Origin of the sequence: Streptomyces populi, from assembly GCF_002911015.1 — a bacterium.
In the GTDB taxonomy this organism is placed as follows: domain Bacteria; phylum Actinomycetota; class Actinomycetes; order Streptomycetales; family Streptomycetaceae; genus Streptomyces; species Streptomyces populi.
In genome coordinates this window covers 56,172-70,544 of the sequence record NZ_KZ626865.1, presented here as the reverse complement: position 1 = coordinate 70,544, position 14,373 = coordinate 56,172, and the positions used below count along the sequence as shown (strand labels likewise).

At 70.9% G+C, this 14,373-nt stretch carries 13 protein-coding genes; 6 read left to right on the top strand and 7 right to left on the bottom strand.

What is annotated here, in order from left to right; genetic code table 11:
* Positions 1-497 precede the first annotated feature (497 nt).
* The 4 genes from CW362_RS15870 to CW362_RS15855 all read right to left on the bottom strand — a co-directional run bounded on the left by CW362_RS15870 (position 498) and on the right by CW362_RS15855 (position 3,553).
* On the bottom strand, positions 498-812 hold the full coding sequence (locus CW362_RS15870; RefSeq protein WP_103550106.1) for an SCO5918 family protein: 315 nt from the start codon (positions 810-812) through the stop codon (positions 498-500).
* A gap of 68 nt (positions 813-880) precedes the next feature.
* Positions 881-1,183 (bottom strand): CBS domain-containing protein, encoded by a 303-nt coding sequence (locus CW362_RS15865; RefSeq protein WP_103550105.1) that lies wholly within the window; start codon positions 1,181-1,183, stop codon positions 881-883.
* Positions 1,184-1,332: 149 nt separating this feature from the next.
* The gene (locus CW362_RS15860) at positions 1,333-2,835 is read right to left on the bottom strand and encodes a DEAD/DEAH box helicase (protein WP_103550104.1); all 1,503 of its coding nucleotides are present in this window, start codon (positions 2,833-2,835) and stop codon (positions 1,333-1,335) included.
* Positions 2,836-3,349: 514 nt separating this feature from the next.
* Positions 3,350-3,553 carry a cold-shock protein gene (locus CW362_RS15855; RefSeq protein WP_103550103.1) on the bottom strand — a complete coding sequence of 68 codons (204 nt, stop codon included), beginning with the start codon at positions 3,551-3,553 and terminating at the stop codon, positions 3,350-3,352.
* Between the two features lie 618 nt (positions 3,554-4,171).
* Here CW362_RS15855 and CW362_RS15850 point away from each other — a divergent pair.
* A complete protein-coding gene (locus CW362_RS15850; RefSeq protein WP_103550102.1) occupies positions 4,172-4,834 on the top strand; it encodes a hypothetical protein in 663 nt (220 codons plus the stop codon).
* A 67-nt stretch (positions 4,835-4,901) separates the two neighbouring features.
* Here CW362_RS15850 and CW362_RS15845 read toward each other — a convergent pair whose 3' ends face one another.
* Positions 4,902-5,567 carry a DUF4142 domain-containing protein gene (locus CW362_RS15845; protein ID WP_162684094.1) on the bottom strand — a complete coding sequence of 222 codons (666 nt, stop codon included), beginning with the start codon at positions 5,565-5,567 and terminating at the stop codon, positions 4,902-4,904.
* A gap of 752 nt (positions 5,568-6,319) precedes the next feature.
* Between CW362_RS15845 and ctaD the strand changes: the two genes are divergently transcribed.
* The 4 genes from ctaD (at position 6,320) to CW362_RS15825 (ending at position 11,363) form a co-directional block, all read left to right on the top strand.
* The gene (ctaD, locus tag CW362_RS15840) at positions 6,320-7,963 is read left to right on the top strand and encodes an aa3-type cytochrome oxidase subunit I (protein WP_240657815.1); all 1,644 of its coding nucleotides are present in this window, start codon (positions 6,320-6,322) and stop codon (positions 7,961-7,963) included.
* A 3-nt stretch (positions 7,964-7,966) separates the two neighbouring features.
* Positions 7,967-8,545, top strand: a complete 579-nt coding sequence (locus CW362_RS15835) for a hypothetical protein (protein ID WP_103550100.1) — start codon at positions 7,967-7,969, stop codon at positions 8,543-8,545.
* 109 nt (positions 8,546-8,654) lie between these two features.
* The gene (locus CW362_RS15830) at positions 8,655-11,060 is read left to right on the top strand and encodes a hypothetical protein (RefSeq protein ID WP_103550099.1); all 2,406 of its coding nucleotides are present in this window, start codon (positions 8,655-8,657) and stop codon (positions 11,058-11,060) included.
* A gap of 51 nt (positions 11,061-11,111) precedes the next feature.
* Positions 11,112-11,363, top strand: a complete 252-nt coding sequence (locus CW362_RS15825) for a PLDc N-terminal domain-containing protein (protein ID WP_103550098.1) — start codon at positions 11,112-11,114, stop codon at positions 11,361-11,363.
* 205 nt (positions 11,364-11,568) lie between these two features.
* Here the strand turns inward: CW362_RS15825 and CW362_RS15820 are convergent, their stop codons facing one another.
* The gene (locus CW362_RS15820; RefSeq protein ID WP_103550097.1) at positions 11,569-12,597 is read right to left on the bottom strand and encodes a hypothetical protein; all 1,029 of its coding nucleotides are present in this window, start codon (positions 12,595-12,597) and stop codon (positions 11,569-11,571) included.
* A 579-nt stretch (positions 12,598-13,176) separates the two neighbouring features.
* Here CW362_RS15820 and CW362_RS15815 point away from each other — a divergent pair.
* Positions 13,177-13,944 (top strand): calcium-binding protein, encoded by a 768-nt coding sequence (locus CW362_RS15815; protein ID WP_103550096.1) that lies wholly within the window; start codon positions 13,177-13,179, stop codon positions 13,942-13,944.
* Between the two features lie 122 nt (positions 13,945-14,066).
* Here the strand turns inward: CW362_RS15815 and CW362_RS15810 are convergent, their stop codons facing one another.
* A complete protein-coding gene (locus CW362_RS15810; protein WP_103550095.1) occupies positions 14,067-14,255 on the bottom strand; it encodes a hypothetical protein in 189 nt (62 codons plus the stop codon).
* Between the last annotated feature and the right edge of the window lie 118 nt (positions 14,256-14,373).

Here is a 14,373-nt window from a genome sequence, read left to right as displayed (position 1 = left end):
CGGCTCTACTGCGGAGCCGACCTTCTGTTTCCGCTACCGGGCCCGGGTGACGGGCGGGTGAGCGGGGATCGCGTATGCGTGACCTGGAACCACCTTCCATTCCGGGCTCTTGCCTCACCCGGACCGGGATGCGTCGCGGTCCGGGCGATCCTGATGGCGTCTGCTTCCTCGGTCCTTCCTCTGGATCCAACGCTTGCCGAGCCGGTGTCGAAGTGCGCCGGAACGGCGATGTCTACAGAAGAAACCCTAGCTACACCACCGGTTGATGTCTACCGTGGCGAAGTTAGATTTAGCCTGTTCGAGGCGTATGGATTCTGTGCCACGCACGCCCGGAGGGGCGCTGAACGGGGACCGGCGGAACGTACCGGGCCGCGATCGAGGACGTCAGCGCCTGGACCGTGGGCGACTTCGGGGGCTCGGACCGGTGACACACGACGAGGGCCCCGCCGACCTGTGCCGGCGGGGCCCTCGTGGTGTCCTGACGTACGCGGACGTCCTCAGAGCCCGAGCGGGGCGGGGCCGCCGAGCAGAGACGAGGCGTTCTGGAGCGGGGTGAGCGCGCGCGGGGGTGCGGCCGCCTCCGAGGTGCGGCAGGTGAAGCCGAGCCGGACCATGGCCCGGGTCACTTCCCCGCTCGTGAAGTCACGGCGGTCCTGGCGGGTGATGACCTCGCCGACCTGCTTGACGGGATAGCGGCAGCGGCCGATGATCACGGACTCGCCCGTGACCGGCTCGGGCTTGATCCCCTTCATCGACTCCAGCACTCCACTTCTGGAGAGGTCGAAGGGGAAGCGGGCGATGACACAGCGCATGGAGCCTCACAAGTGGCGGGAGAGCGCCGGTCGGGGCCGGCGCCGAACGGCGGGGGACGGCGGGACGCTCAGAAGGAGAGGGCGAGAGCGCCCTGGGCGCGGCGGAGGTCGAGGACATCGCGTACGCGGACGCGGTCCGTGTAGGCGGAGCCGTCGCGGACGACGGCGAGCTGGGCCTCGGTGACCGAGTCCGTGTGCTGGTCGTCCTCGTCGCACACGAGGAGACACCCGACACGGGCGCTCGCCATCAGGGCCAGGGCCACCTCGACAGTCATGTCGTCCCGCACCTGCGGTCCGGACGGGTCTCCCGGGTCGACGAGGGCGGCCGGTGCGGGGCCCACGGAACACGGCCGCATCTGGACGAGCGTCAAAGGGTGCCTCCTGAGGGGTGGTTGTGGCACGGAGCGTGGCTGTCGGTGCTCGGCCCCGCTCGCCGTCGCTGGTGGGAGGGGGCCGGAGGCCGAGCCGCCGGGCAGGGTCCCGGTCCTCGCCCGGCCCACGACCGCCGTTGGGTTCCGGACTACTGCTGGGCGGAGCGGCGTGCGGCGGTACCGGTGGACCGGCCCTGGCCGGAGCGGCCGCGCCGGCCCCGGGAGGCGGCGGAGGTGCCACGGCGGGGACGATCCGTCACCGGCGCGCGGATGACGACCGGCACGCCCGAGGGAGCCTGGGCGCCCGTGATGCGGCTCAGCTCTTCCTCGCCCGAACGCACCTGACTGGTCCGCGGGCTGATGCCCGCGGCGGCCATCAGCCGGCTCATGTCCCGGCGCTGGTTGGGTGTCACCAGTGTCACGACACTGCCGGACTCGCCCGCACGGGCCGTACGGCCGCCGCGGTGCAGATAGTCCTTGGGGTCGCTCGGGGGGTCGACGTTGACCACGAGATCCAGCTGGTCGACATGGATGCCGCGCGCCGCGACATTGGTCGCCACCAGGACCGTCACATGCCCGGTCTTGAACTGCTCCAGGGTCCGCGTGCGCTGCGGCTGGGACTTGCCGCCGTGCAGGGGCGCGGCGCGCACCCCGCTGTTCAGCAGGTGCTCGGTCAGCCGGTCCACCGCGTGCTTGGTGTCCAAGAACATGATCACCCGGCCGTCGCGTGCCGCGATCTCGATGGTCGTCCGGTGCTTGTCCGCGGCGTGGACGTGGAGCACGTGGTGCTCCATCGTCGTGACCGCGCCCGCGGACGCGTCGACCGAGTGGACCACCGGGTCGACCAGGTAGCGGCGGACCAGCAGATCGATATTGCGGTCCAGGGTGGCGGAGAAGAGCATCCGCTGCCCCTCCGGACACACCTGGTCGAGCAGCGCCGTGACCTGCGGCATGAAACCCATGTCGGCCATCTGGTCGGCTTCGTCGAGGACGGTGACGGCGACCTGGTCCAGTCGGCAGTCGCCCCGCTCGATGAGGTCCTTGAGCCGTCCCGGAGTCGCGACGACGACTTCCACCCCGCCGCGCAGGGCACCGGCCTGCCGGCCGATCGACATGCCGCCGACGACGGTCGTCATCCGCAGCCGCAGGGAACGGGCGTACGGGGTGAGCGCGTCGGTGACCTGCTGGGCCAGTTCCCGGGTCGGCACGAGGACCAGGGCCAGCGGCTGCCGGGGCTCGGCGCGCCGCCCGGCGGTACGGGCCAGCAGCGCGAGGCCGAAGGCCAGGGTCTTGCCCGAGCCGGTACGACCCCGGCCGAGTACGTCACGGCCCGCCAGGGTGTTCGGCAGGGTCGCCCCTTGGATCGGGAAGGGGACGGACAGGCCTTCGTGGCCGAGCGCCGCCAGCAACGGCGCCGGCAGGTCGAGATCGGTGAACGCCTCCACGGCCGGCAGAGCGGGGGTGGTTGTCACCGGTAGTGCGAACTCGCGCTGCTGTGAACCCTGTTGGCGTCCGTAGCTCTTCGGCCGGCCGGGAGCACCGGACCGGGCGGTGGAAGCGGCACCGAAGCGGCTGCCGCTCCTTCGGGCACCGGAGCCTTCCGTGTGGGTGCGGGTGCGGCTGAGGCGATCGTTCGTGCGTGTGCGGTTCATGCGGAACCTTCCTTGACCGGGCGCGTATCAAGGAATTCCCGCAACGAATGAGCAGCGCAGGGAATAGCGAGAACGAGCCGAACGGAATTCGGCACAGAATTGGATCGGTGCAGAATTCTCGAGGGAGTGATGCCCGGGAAGCGGCGGTGCCCCGGAAGCGAGGGGAATGACAGTGAGGATAAAAATGGATCGTGCGCGGCCCTGGAACGGGCATCGAGTGGGAACGGTCCGGACTGGAACGGGGGTGACCCGGCTCGGACCGGCGGGCCTCAGGGGCGGATCGCGAGCGGATCGGGCGTGGGCCGGGCGGTTGACCGGGTGTGGATCTCGGGTGTCGGCGGCAGGAGGTCGGGAAAAGCGACGGAAAGGTCGTCCGGAACCTGGAACCCGGAAGCGCGGTCGCGGGTCGAACCCGCCGTGGTCTACCGGGACGTCTGCGCCGCGTGCCGAAAACGCGGCGAGCTGGGGCCCGCACCCCGAGGTGCGGGCCCCAGCTGCGCCGTGCGTGCCGGTGTCAGGCGGAAACGATGTTCTCCGCCGTCGGGCCCTTCTGGCCCTGCGCGATGTCGAAGGAGACCTTCTGGCCTTCCTGGAGCTCACGGAAGCCGGAGCTGGCGATGTTCGAGTAGTGGGCGAAGACGTCGGCGCCGCCGCCGTCCTGCTCGATGAAGCCGAAGCCCTTTTCCGCGTTGAACCACTTCACGGTTCCAGTAGCCATGTCAATTCTCCTTCGGGACGGTGCTGGGGATCCGCACCGTGCGGATCCCGCGTCGCCGTGATGATTGCCCCGCCGGAAAAAAGACCGGAAATGCAAAAGAACTCCATCCGGTAAGGACGGGATGGATGTCCGCAAGTTTTGGGAACCACAACTGCAACTGCCATCGACAGTAGCACGGTGCGGTCGAAAGTGCGCGGCGAAAAATCTCGACCCATCTGTCGATCAAGAAATTCTCATCGTGTCTGGCGTCGAATTCTCACGTCGCTGCAGCAGATATCGGCCGGCTCGGGCGGCAGAGTGTCTGCCGGGGGCGTACGGCGAGGTCCGGAATATATGACGAAAATCGAAGCCGTGTCGGCACCGGCGACGAGACCGTTCCCGCCGTCCTTGCCGAGGCCGAAAAGCCGGATCTCCGCGCGGTCCGCCCCGGATCCCTGCCGCTCCCGACCGCGCGGCACGTATGCGGAATCGATACCGTCCCGCATGCCTCTCTTTGCAACTGCCGGGCCGTCCCGTGCTGTCCTGTGGGGCAGAGCCGACGGCCCGGTGCAAGTCGGCCGTCCGCAGTGGTCGCACAGGGGATGACCACGAGTTCACCGATCGAAAAGAGGGTGGGTCATGGCCGGTCTCGGACGCGCGTCGGTACTGGCGCTGGCCGGTGGGATCATACTGCTGACGGGGTGCCAGGACGATGCGGGCACAAGCTCTGCCGCGGGCAGCCCCACTTCCTCCGCGGCCACCTCGACCTCCGCGGCACCCCCGGCCGGAGCCGTCGGCCGGACGGCGTCCCCCGCCGGGGTCACGTCCCCCTCGTCGAGCCCCGCCGCCACCGGCACGCCGTCGCACGACTCGGCCGACGCCTCCCCGAAGCGGGCCACGGAACGGGCCGGCACCCCGGCCGTCCACTCGCCCACCGCCGTCGCGGGCTGCCGCAACCTGGCCGTCGGCGCCGAGGTGAAGGCCGAAGTGACCCGGACGTACCGGCGCGACGTCACCCACTTCGTCCACATGGGGCCGGCGCCGGGCACGTTCTTCTACGGCCGGTGCGGCACCGTCCGTTACGCCGCCGTCCGTTTCCAGCCCACGGCGGGGGCCACCGAGGCGGAACTCGTGGGCATGCAGGACGAGGGCAGCGTCACCAAGTACTTCCGGGACTCGGGCGGCGGCTGGGTCTACGTCGCGACCGACGGCCTCCCCGTGAGTCCGCGCGGCTGCGGCGACATCCCGGCGATCCCCCACGCCCTGGCCACCGCCTGGAGGAACTGCTCGATCGCGCCCTGAACCGTCCCGCTCCCGTCCCCGGCACCCGGAGCCCCGCCGCGCCCCGCTCCCGCGGGGCCGCGGGCGCTCACGGCGACGACGGTGCCGGAACCACGGTCGGAACCGCGGCCGGAGACTCCGTCGACCCGTGCGCGACGGTGTCGAAGTCGACGTACCCGGTCCTCTCCAGCGCCGAGATGTGGCCGAGTTCGGTCCGGTTGGCGAACGTGGCCAGATCCCGGATCAGCGTGTTGCGGGTGCTGCTGCGCACCTGCGCGAGCTGCTGGAAGACCCTGCCGTGCTCCTCGCGCAGCAGATTCGCGAACAGGTGCCGGTACTCGCCGTCCTGAGCCGCCGTCAGCTGGGCCAGCCAGCCCTGCTGCTCCGACGTCGGCCGGTCCGGCAGGGTGATGGCGAGGTCGGTCGCCACCGCGCGGACACGCTTGTCGAGCTCGGTGTGGCCGGTCACCAGCTCGTCGCCGGCCTCCTTCACGGCCTTCGTGGGGGCCCGGTCGGCCGCCTGCCTGCCCGCGGATATCTCCCACAGCCCGTCCGCCTCCACCTGCACCACGAGTTCGCGGTCGGCGGCGCTCAGCGGTCCCCAGGGCGTGCTCACCGCGGGGCCGGGGTCGGCGATGGCGGCCTTCACCGCGTCGAAGCGATGGGGGTACGAGTAGAACACCGGGTACAGGAGTGATGCGATCGTGCCGCCGATCGCCAGCGCCATCAGGATCGAGCCGAAACTTCGCCGCAACTGAGCCTCCCTGAGGACCGGCTGTTCTCCGGCAGCCCTTCTCGGCCGGCGCGGTCCGTACCGGTCTGAGCCGTTCTTGGCGCGTACCGGGTGCTCCGGCCCGTTCCCCACGGGGGAGAAGGGAGTTGCGTGGGCGGGGGCACCCGGCCGCCCAGCCAGAAGATCACCCGGCCGTCCGGGGCCGATAGGGCCGAACGGCCCCGGCCCCAGGGCCGTACGGACGCCGCGCCGCGCCACCGGTCCGGGTGTGTCCGTTTCCCGACCGCGTGCCCCTCTTCCGCTGCGCCGCCCGGAAGTTGACGGGCCCGTATGCGGAAGAAAGCGGGCATCCGTGCTCGTCGCCGGGGCCCGCGCACGGGAACCGGCACGGTGCGCCGGCCCCGGCCGCGTGGTGCGGATGGGGCCGTTGGGCCCTGCTGACAGGGCCCACGTGGGGGCTGTTCGGCCCTATCCGGCCCCCGTGTCCCGGCGTCGATCATGGGGCGGCGGCCGGGAAGCGGCACCGCGTCCACCCCCGTGCGCGGGCACTCTCCGGCCCGCCGACGCCATGAGCGGGACCTGCGCCCATGAGCGGACACACCTCATGAGCGGGACGCGCCTCATGAGCGGACAGGTGGAGAAGGGGAGGGAGTCGTCCGGTGGACGAGGCACAGATACACCCGGTGGAGGCGGTGGGACCGCACGCCGCCGTCTCCGCGGCCGACAGGGCCGAGGTGACGGACGCGGCCGACACGGCACGCACGGGCGGCGAGGTGACCGGGCGGCCCGGCGCGGCGTCCGCCGCGGGTTCCGACCGCGCGTCGTGGGTGGACTGGCTGACGACCACCGACCACAAGAGGATCGGGACGCTGTACCTGGTCACCGCGTTCGTCTTCTTCGGCGTCGGCGGCGTCATGGCGCTGCTGATGCGCGCGGAACTGGCCCGGCCCGGACTACAGATCCTGTCGAACGAGCAGTTCAACCAGGCGTTCACGATGCATGGTTCGATCATGCTGCTGATGTTCGCGATGCCGCTGTTCACCGGCTTCGCCAACTGGATCATGCCGCTGCAGATCGGCGCGCCCGACGTGGCCTTCCCCCGGCTGAACATGCTGGCCTACTGGCTGTTCCTGTTCGGCTCGTCCATCGCGGCGTTCGGCTTCCTCACCCCGGGCGGGGCGGCCGACTTCGGGTGGTTCCTGTACGCGCCGCTGTCCGACGCGGTCCACTCGCCGGGGCTCGGCGCCGACATGTGGATCATGGGTGTCGCGCTGTCGGGCTTCGGCAGCATCCTCGGCGCGGTCAACTTCATCACCACCATCATCTGCATGCGCGCCCCCGGTCTGACCATGTTCCGCATGCCGATCTTCACCTGGAACGTGCTGCTGACCGGCGTCCTGGTCCTGATCATCTTCCCGGTGCTGGCGGCCGCCCTGTTCGCGCTCGAGTGCGACCGGAAGTTCGGCAGCCACGTCTTCGACCCGGCGAGCGGCGGCGCGCTGCTGTGGCAGCACCTGTTCTGGTTCTTCGGCCACCCGGAGGTGTACGTCCTCGCCCTGCCGTTCTTCGGCATCGTCTCCGAGGTCATCCCGGTGTTCTCGCGCAAGCCGATGTTCGGCTACATGGGCCTGATCGGTGCCACCATCGCGATCGCCGGCCTGTCGGTGACGGTGTGGGCCCACCACATGTACGTGACCGGTGGTGTGCTGCTGCCCTTCTTCTCCTTCATGACCCTGCTGATCGCGGTGCCGACGGGAGTGAAGTTCTTCAACTGGATCGGCACCATGTGGAGGGGCAGCCTGTCCTTCGAGACGCCGATGCTGTGGACCGTGGGCTTCCTGATCACGTTCACCTTCGGCGGTCTGACCGGCGTCATCCTTGCGTCACCGCCGCTGGACTTCCACGTCTCCGACTCGTACTTCGTCGTGGCGCACTTCCACTACACCGTCTTCGGCACGGTCGTGTACGCGATGTTCGCCGGGTTCCACTTCTGGTGGCCGAAGATGACCGGCAAGATGCTCGACGAGCGCCTCGGCAAGATCACCTTCTGGACCCTCACCGTCGGCTTCCACCTCACCTTCCTCGTGCAGCACTGGCTGGGCGTCGAGGGCATGCCCCGCCGGTACGCCGACTACCTCGCCTCCGACGGCTTCACGACCCTCAACACCCTTTCCACGATCGGGTCGTTCCTGCTGGGCCTGTCGATCCTGCCGTTCCTCTACAACGTCTGGAAGACGGCCAAGTACGGCGAGAAGGTCGAGACCGACGACCCCTGGGGATACGGCCGTTCGCTGGAGTGGGCGACCTCGTGCCCGCCGCCGCGGCACAACTTCACCTCGCTGCCGAAGATCCGGTCCGAGTCCCCGGCCTTCGACCTGCACCACCCGGAGATCGCCGCGGCCGAGGCGGTGCACTGAGCCGTGGCGCAGCCCGTTCTGGCGCTGGGCGCCGCCCTGCTGACGGTGTCCGGCAGCGTCTGGTACGTCCCGGCACTCGCCGATCTGCGCGCGGGTGCCGACCGCCCCGACTCCCGGCGTGACGCGGCCGCGGCCTGCGTGAGCGCCTGGGGCGCGGCCGGGGTGATCGCCGTCCTGTTCGCGGTGACCGAGGGATGGCGGATCCATGCCCTCACTGCCGCGGCGGGCGCGGCGGTCGCCCTGGGCCTGCGGACCCGTGCGGCCGTACGGCGCCGCCGCGAGGAGCGGGAGGCGGCCCGCCACTGGGAACAGCTGCGGTGGAACCGGCCCGCGGCCGCCACGGACCGCCCCCGCAACGGCCGCACCGCCTTCGCCGTCCTGGTCGCCGCGGGACTTGCCGCCGCCGTGGTCACGGCGGCCCTCCTGCTGACGGCCGGTCCCGGCGGTCCGTACTGGCTCACGGCGGCCGCTCCCGCGGCCCTGGTCGGCCTGTTCCTCGTGATCGCGGCCACGGTGACGCACACCCACGCGTATGCGCGCGCGGTCCGTCGTCCGAGGTCACGGGGCGCCCAACACCGCTAGGAAAGAGATGAGTTGGCCGGGAGGACCGGCCTCGTGCCCGCTGTCCGGGCCCGGTCCCGCCCGTGCTACGTTGCGCTCCTCGATCGTGAGGGTTGACGGGGGACCTTTCATGAAACTGGCGCGCTTCTCGGCACCGACGGCCGCGGCGGTACTCCTGGGGCTGACGACCGTGGTCGGTCCCGGCGCGGTCGACGCGTCGGCGGTGTCGGGCACACCGCTGCCGATCGCGCACTTCGCGCACATGGTGGTGGACGCCCCGCACGGACACCTGTTCATCAGCGGCGGCGCCGGGACCGACGGCATCCTCGTCACCGACCTCGACGGCGCGAACCCGACGACGATCGACGGTGAGCCCGGTGCCACCGGCCTCGCCCTCTCCGGCGACGGATCCACGCTGTACGCGGCCCTCCCGGGCCAGGACGCGATCGCGGCGATCAGCGCGGAGGACCTGACCGAGTCGGCTCGTTACGGCACGGGCGCGGGCACCGGCCCGGACTCGCTGGCCGTCGCCGGGGGCACCCTCTGGTTCGGGTACGGCACGGCGGGCGCCGGGGGCATCGGATCCGTCGCCGGGGACGGCACGGTCACCCTGCGGCGGGATTCGGGCAGCTGGTCCGCCGCGCCGACGCTGGCGACCACGCCCGCGCCCTCCGGCGTGCTCGCCGCCGCCGCACAGACGGGGACCACCTCCGCCTTCGTCACGTACCGGGCCGAGGGGGGCACCCTGACCCGGCGGGCCGCGAGGGAACTGCCCGTTCCCGACCTGGGCGACTTCGCGGTCACGGCGGACGGACAGCACCTGGCGGTTTCGTCCTGGGCCGACGCGAGCGCCGACCGGTACCGCACCTCGGACCTGGCCGTGGACGGCCGGTTCGCCGTGCCGGTCGCCGCCAGGGCCGTCGCCGTGGCCCCGGACGGCACCCTGGCCGGCTGCGGCTGCAACGGCTACGCGTTCGAGACGTTCCCGGAGACGGGCGGGGGCTTCTACGACGAGTACGAGTACGGGTCCTCCCTGCGTCTGCCCGCCCACGGCCTCGCCTGGTCACCGGACGGAAGCCGGCTCTACGCCGTGGGCGTGGACGCCTCCGGGGGGACGCCGACGCTCCACGTGGCCCGTGAACCGGAAACCGCCCGGGTCCGGCTCGGCGGAGGTCCGGCCACCACTCCGCTCGCCCCCGGGGAGGCGTACTCGTTCAGGGTGGGCTTCGACTCGCCGCTGCCCCTCGACGCCGGGCAGTCGATGATGCCGGGCACCGTCCGGATCACGCGCCACGACGACGCCGATCCGGACGGCGTGCTCATCACGGACGCGACGGCCACCCGCGCCACCGCGGCCGACTTCTTCGGCTCCTACCACGTCACCGGAACCGCGCCCCTCAGCGGCCCGCTGGGCTTCGGCGTCGACTACTCCGGGAGCGGCCACTACGGACCGGCGGGCCGGACCTTCGACGTCCCCGTCGCGAAGTACGCGCCCACCATGACGGTGACCGCCCCCGCGACGGCGGGCCGGGCCGCCCCGATGACCATCACGGGGAAGCTCACCTGGCCGCACGCGCACGTGACGACGGGCGCCGTCCACGTCGTCAGGACCGACCTGGCCCACCCCTCCGGCTACTCGGCGGGCACCGTCCCCGTCTCCGCCGACGGCGGCTTCACCTTCCACGACACCCCGGGGACCGGCGGCGCGAACACGTACGCCTTCGGCTACGACGGCGGCACGTCCTACCTGCCGGTCAAGACGTCGGCGACGGTCCAGGTGTCCCGGACCACCCCGGGCCTGAGCGTGACGACCGACGCGAAGACGTACCGTTCCGGCGCGACCGTCAAGGTCACCGCGCACCTGGGGACCACGTACGACTCCCGTTCCGTGACGCTGTACGGCATGCCCGCGGGCGGGACCCGGGTACGGCTGAGGAGCGGCGAGGTCGACGCGCACGGGAACCTCGTCGCGTCCTACAAGGTCTCCCGCAACACGGTCTTCAGCGCGGCCTTCACGGGTGACGGCCGCTACGCGCCGCGCACGGTGACGGCCGGCGTGACCCTCACCCCGACGGTCCGGACGGCGACGCGGCACCCGCTCTCGACCACCCGCGTCGGATCCACCACCTACCAGGTCTTCTACAAGTCCGAGACCGACATGGGCTACGACGTCCAGGTCACTCCGCGCCAGTCCGGCGGCTGCCTGACGGTGTACGTCGAGCACTACTGGTCGGGCGCCTGGCACCCGACCACGTCACAGCGCTGCGTGCCCCTGTACGGCGACGGCGAGTACGGCTACGGCCGGGCCCTGAAGCTCTTCACGAGCAACGACCACTACCGTGTCCGCGGCCACTACACGCCACCGGCCGATGGCGCCTGGACCGGCGGTGCCTGGACCGGGTGGACCTATCTGACGGTCCGTCCCCGGCAGCCCCTCGTAGGACGCCGGGGACGTCGGCCGTTGCGCCGGGCGGTGCAGGGGCCGGTTTCGCGTGTCCGTGAACCGGTCGGAGGGGCTCGTCCGATGAGGGGGTGAACGCCGCTCCGGGACGGAGCCCGGTCACGAGTCCGAGCAAGGAGAAGACGGATGCTGCACATGACGGACCTGCCGGCCCTCGCACTGATGGCCCTCGTGGTCGCCATCTCGCTGTGGGCCTTGATCGACTGTGCCCGCACCCCCGCGGACCGCGTCCGCTTCGTGCCGAAGCTGCTGTGGCTGCTGTTCCTGCTCCACGGCTCGGTCCTCGCCACCCTCGCCTGGGTCTACTTCGGCAGGAAGTCCATAGCGGACATGAACCAGACCCCGATCCGACGGACCGGGGCATGCGTTCAGGCGTGACGGTGCCGTTCGATGGTGGAGCCGTACGCCACCGGCGTCTCCGCCCGGAAGCGGAGGAAGAAGGGCATGAACCACCTAGGTGGTTCCGGCAGCGGCCGGCTGCTGAGCCACGTCCCCCACGAACGGACACGGCCCCCGGCCGCTGGATGCGGCCGCGAGCCGTGGTTGTGCCGGGGGTGTGTCAGAAGGCAGTCCGGTGACTGTCTCAGAGGGCCTTGCCGTTGACGAACAGCGACTTCGGGCCGGTCGCGGTCCTCACGCCGTACTGGGTGGCGCCGTACTGGACCGCGCCCTCCTTCACGTCGCCTTCGACGACGTCGCCCGGCGTGACCGCGCCTTCGGCAACGGGGCCGTCCGTGATCGTGCCGTCGGTGATGGCACCGGGCGTGACGACGTTGCTGACGTCCGAGACCTTGTCGGCGTTCTCGCTGCGGAGGCAGTCGGCCGGGTTGTCGCCCGGCTTCGCGACCCAGTCGCCCCACGTCACGTCGTCCAGGGACGCGAACGTGTAGTCGCCGAAATCGTAGGCGCCGAAGCTGTAGGCGCCGAACGCGTAGTCGCCGAAGTTGTAGTCGCCGAACTCCCAGTCACCGAACTTGGCTTCGGAGTCCCAGGTGGTGGACCCGTCCTTGTAGGTCGGCTCTCCCTTCCATCCGTTGAAGATGAACCCGGTGTACTGGCTGTTCTTACGGGCGTCGACATCGATGTCGTAGCCGAGGGTGCCGGTGCTGACGCCGGCGAGGCTGCCGGTGCGGGCGCCGGTGCGGGTGGAGCTGTGGCTTCCCGTGCGGGTGCCGACGTGCGACGCGGTCCGGGTGCCGGTGCGCGTGACGGAGCGTGAGCCGTCGCGCGTGAAGACCTTGGGGTTCTTCTCGCTGCCGGTGGTGACCGTGCAGGACAGGACCTGCGACACCTTCTGCGTGGCCGACTGGGTCGCCGACTGGGTCGCCGACTGCGTGGCCGTCTGGGTGGCCGTCTGGGTCGCCGACTGGCTGGCGGCCTGCGTCAGCGACTGCGTCGTCGGCTGCGTGGCGGTGAACACCAGGCTCTTGGCGTCGACGGCCTTCTGGAGCGCCGCGTTGTTGTAGCCCAGGGCGGTCTGGACCTCGCCCTTGCCGAGGAAGCCCTTGCCCGTGGTCAGGTCGATGCCCGTCGCCGCGGAGGCGGAGGTCGTGCCGAGGGCGATCGCCGCGGAAGCCGCGATGCCGGTGGTGATGATGCCGCGTATGCGCATGTACTGGTTCTTTCGTCGTGCCGATGTCTGGTTCGCCCGCTGGTGCGGGCTTTCAGCGCGGCGCCGTGGCGCGCTTTTCCGCAGGTCACAGGGGCGATTTCGCGTGGACACACCGCGCCGCAGCGTCCATTGGGGCAGCAGGTGAACAAAAAGTGAAGATCAGATGGCGGGATCGTGACTCTGTCGTGATGGATCGGTGTGGCAGGTAGCCGTGCAATCCGGGACTCATGCGCCGGAATCCCGCTGGGCGATCGGCAACTCACCGTCGCCTGCGGGCGGACGATCGGATTCCGCCCGGCCCGCGGCGTCGCTGCCGGAACTCGCCGATTCCGGGCACTTGCCGCCCAAGGGGCACCAACGCCGCACGGTGGTACGGCAATCGGACGTCGTCCAGGAACGGGGCGCACGCGGCGATCGCCCCCCGTGCGCATGGCTGCCGGCGTCGTGATACTTCTGCCCGACGCCCCACGTCCGCACCGACGTGCGGGAGACGTACAACCGATCCCCCAGGTGGAGGGTCTTCTGCACACCCGGACTCCAGGAGCGGAGTTCCGGCCCACCTGTCGTCTCTGGAGAACCATGCACATCCGTACGGCCGCGGCCGCCACCGCCGGCAGCCTGGCGCTGCTCTCCCTCCTCGCGACCACGGCGCAGGCGGACACCCACAAGGGCGACATCGCCTTCACGTCGGTGACCTTCAGCAGGACCACCGTCAACGTCGGCATCGGTGAGACCCAGAAGCTGACCGCCTCCGCCACGCTGAAGGACAACTCCGGCATCAGGACCGTCATGGGCTTCAAGCTGGTGAGCCCCGACAACCGTCTCCAGTACGCGAAGTCCTCGACCTGTACGCGTCCCTCGTCGACGACCATGAAGTGCACCTGGTCGTACAGCCTGGACCCGCGCACCGACGACTACTTCGACCTCCGCAACAGCTCGGCCGGCACCTGGCACCTCGATGTGGAGGCCGGTGCCTACGACGGTGACTTCTACACGCTCGACAGCAGCGTCACGATGAAGATCAAGCGCTACGCCAAGCTGGCGACGACCCGGGCGACGCCCGAACCGGTCGCCAAGGGCAAGACGCTGACGGTGACCGGCGCCCTGACCCGGGCCGACTGGAACACCAACACCTACGTCGGCTTCGCCGGCCAGAAGGTCGCCCTCCAGTTCAAGAGGTCCGGCTCCTCGGCGTACACCACCGTCAAGACGGTGACCACCGACAGCGCGGGCAAGCTGAGGACGACGGCCACGGCGAACGCCTCCGGCACCTGGCGCTGGCACTTCGCGGGAACGGGGACGACCAGCCCCGCGACGGCGGCGGGCGACGGGGTCGCGCTGAAGTAGGGCTCTTCCCGGCACGGCCGACGGCGGGGGCGGCGGATCGTCCTCACCGTCGGACCGGCGGCCGACCGGACCACGGGGAACGGCCGTGGTGTGTACGCGCACCGTCCCTGTCGCGGTGGCACCTACCGCTTCTGCGCCCGGTAACGCTTCATCAGCGCGGTGATCCGGGCGTGGTCCGCGCCGCCGTTGAGCTCGGCCACGAGATCGTCGGGGCACAACTCGTAGAGGTCGCCCCACCACCGGCGCCCTCGGTTGTCCCATATCCGGTAACCGCCCGGCACGCCCCTGGCGACGTAGCGTCTCCTGCTCACGTATCCCCTCTCCCCGGCACCGTTCCCGCCGTCCGCCGTCCGCCGTCCGCCGTCCGCCGTCCGCCGTCCGCCGCCGAGCCGTCCCGCGCGCGACCGTGCGCGGCCCGCGGCCGACCCG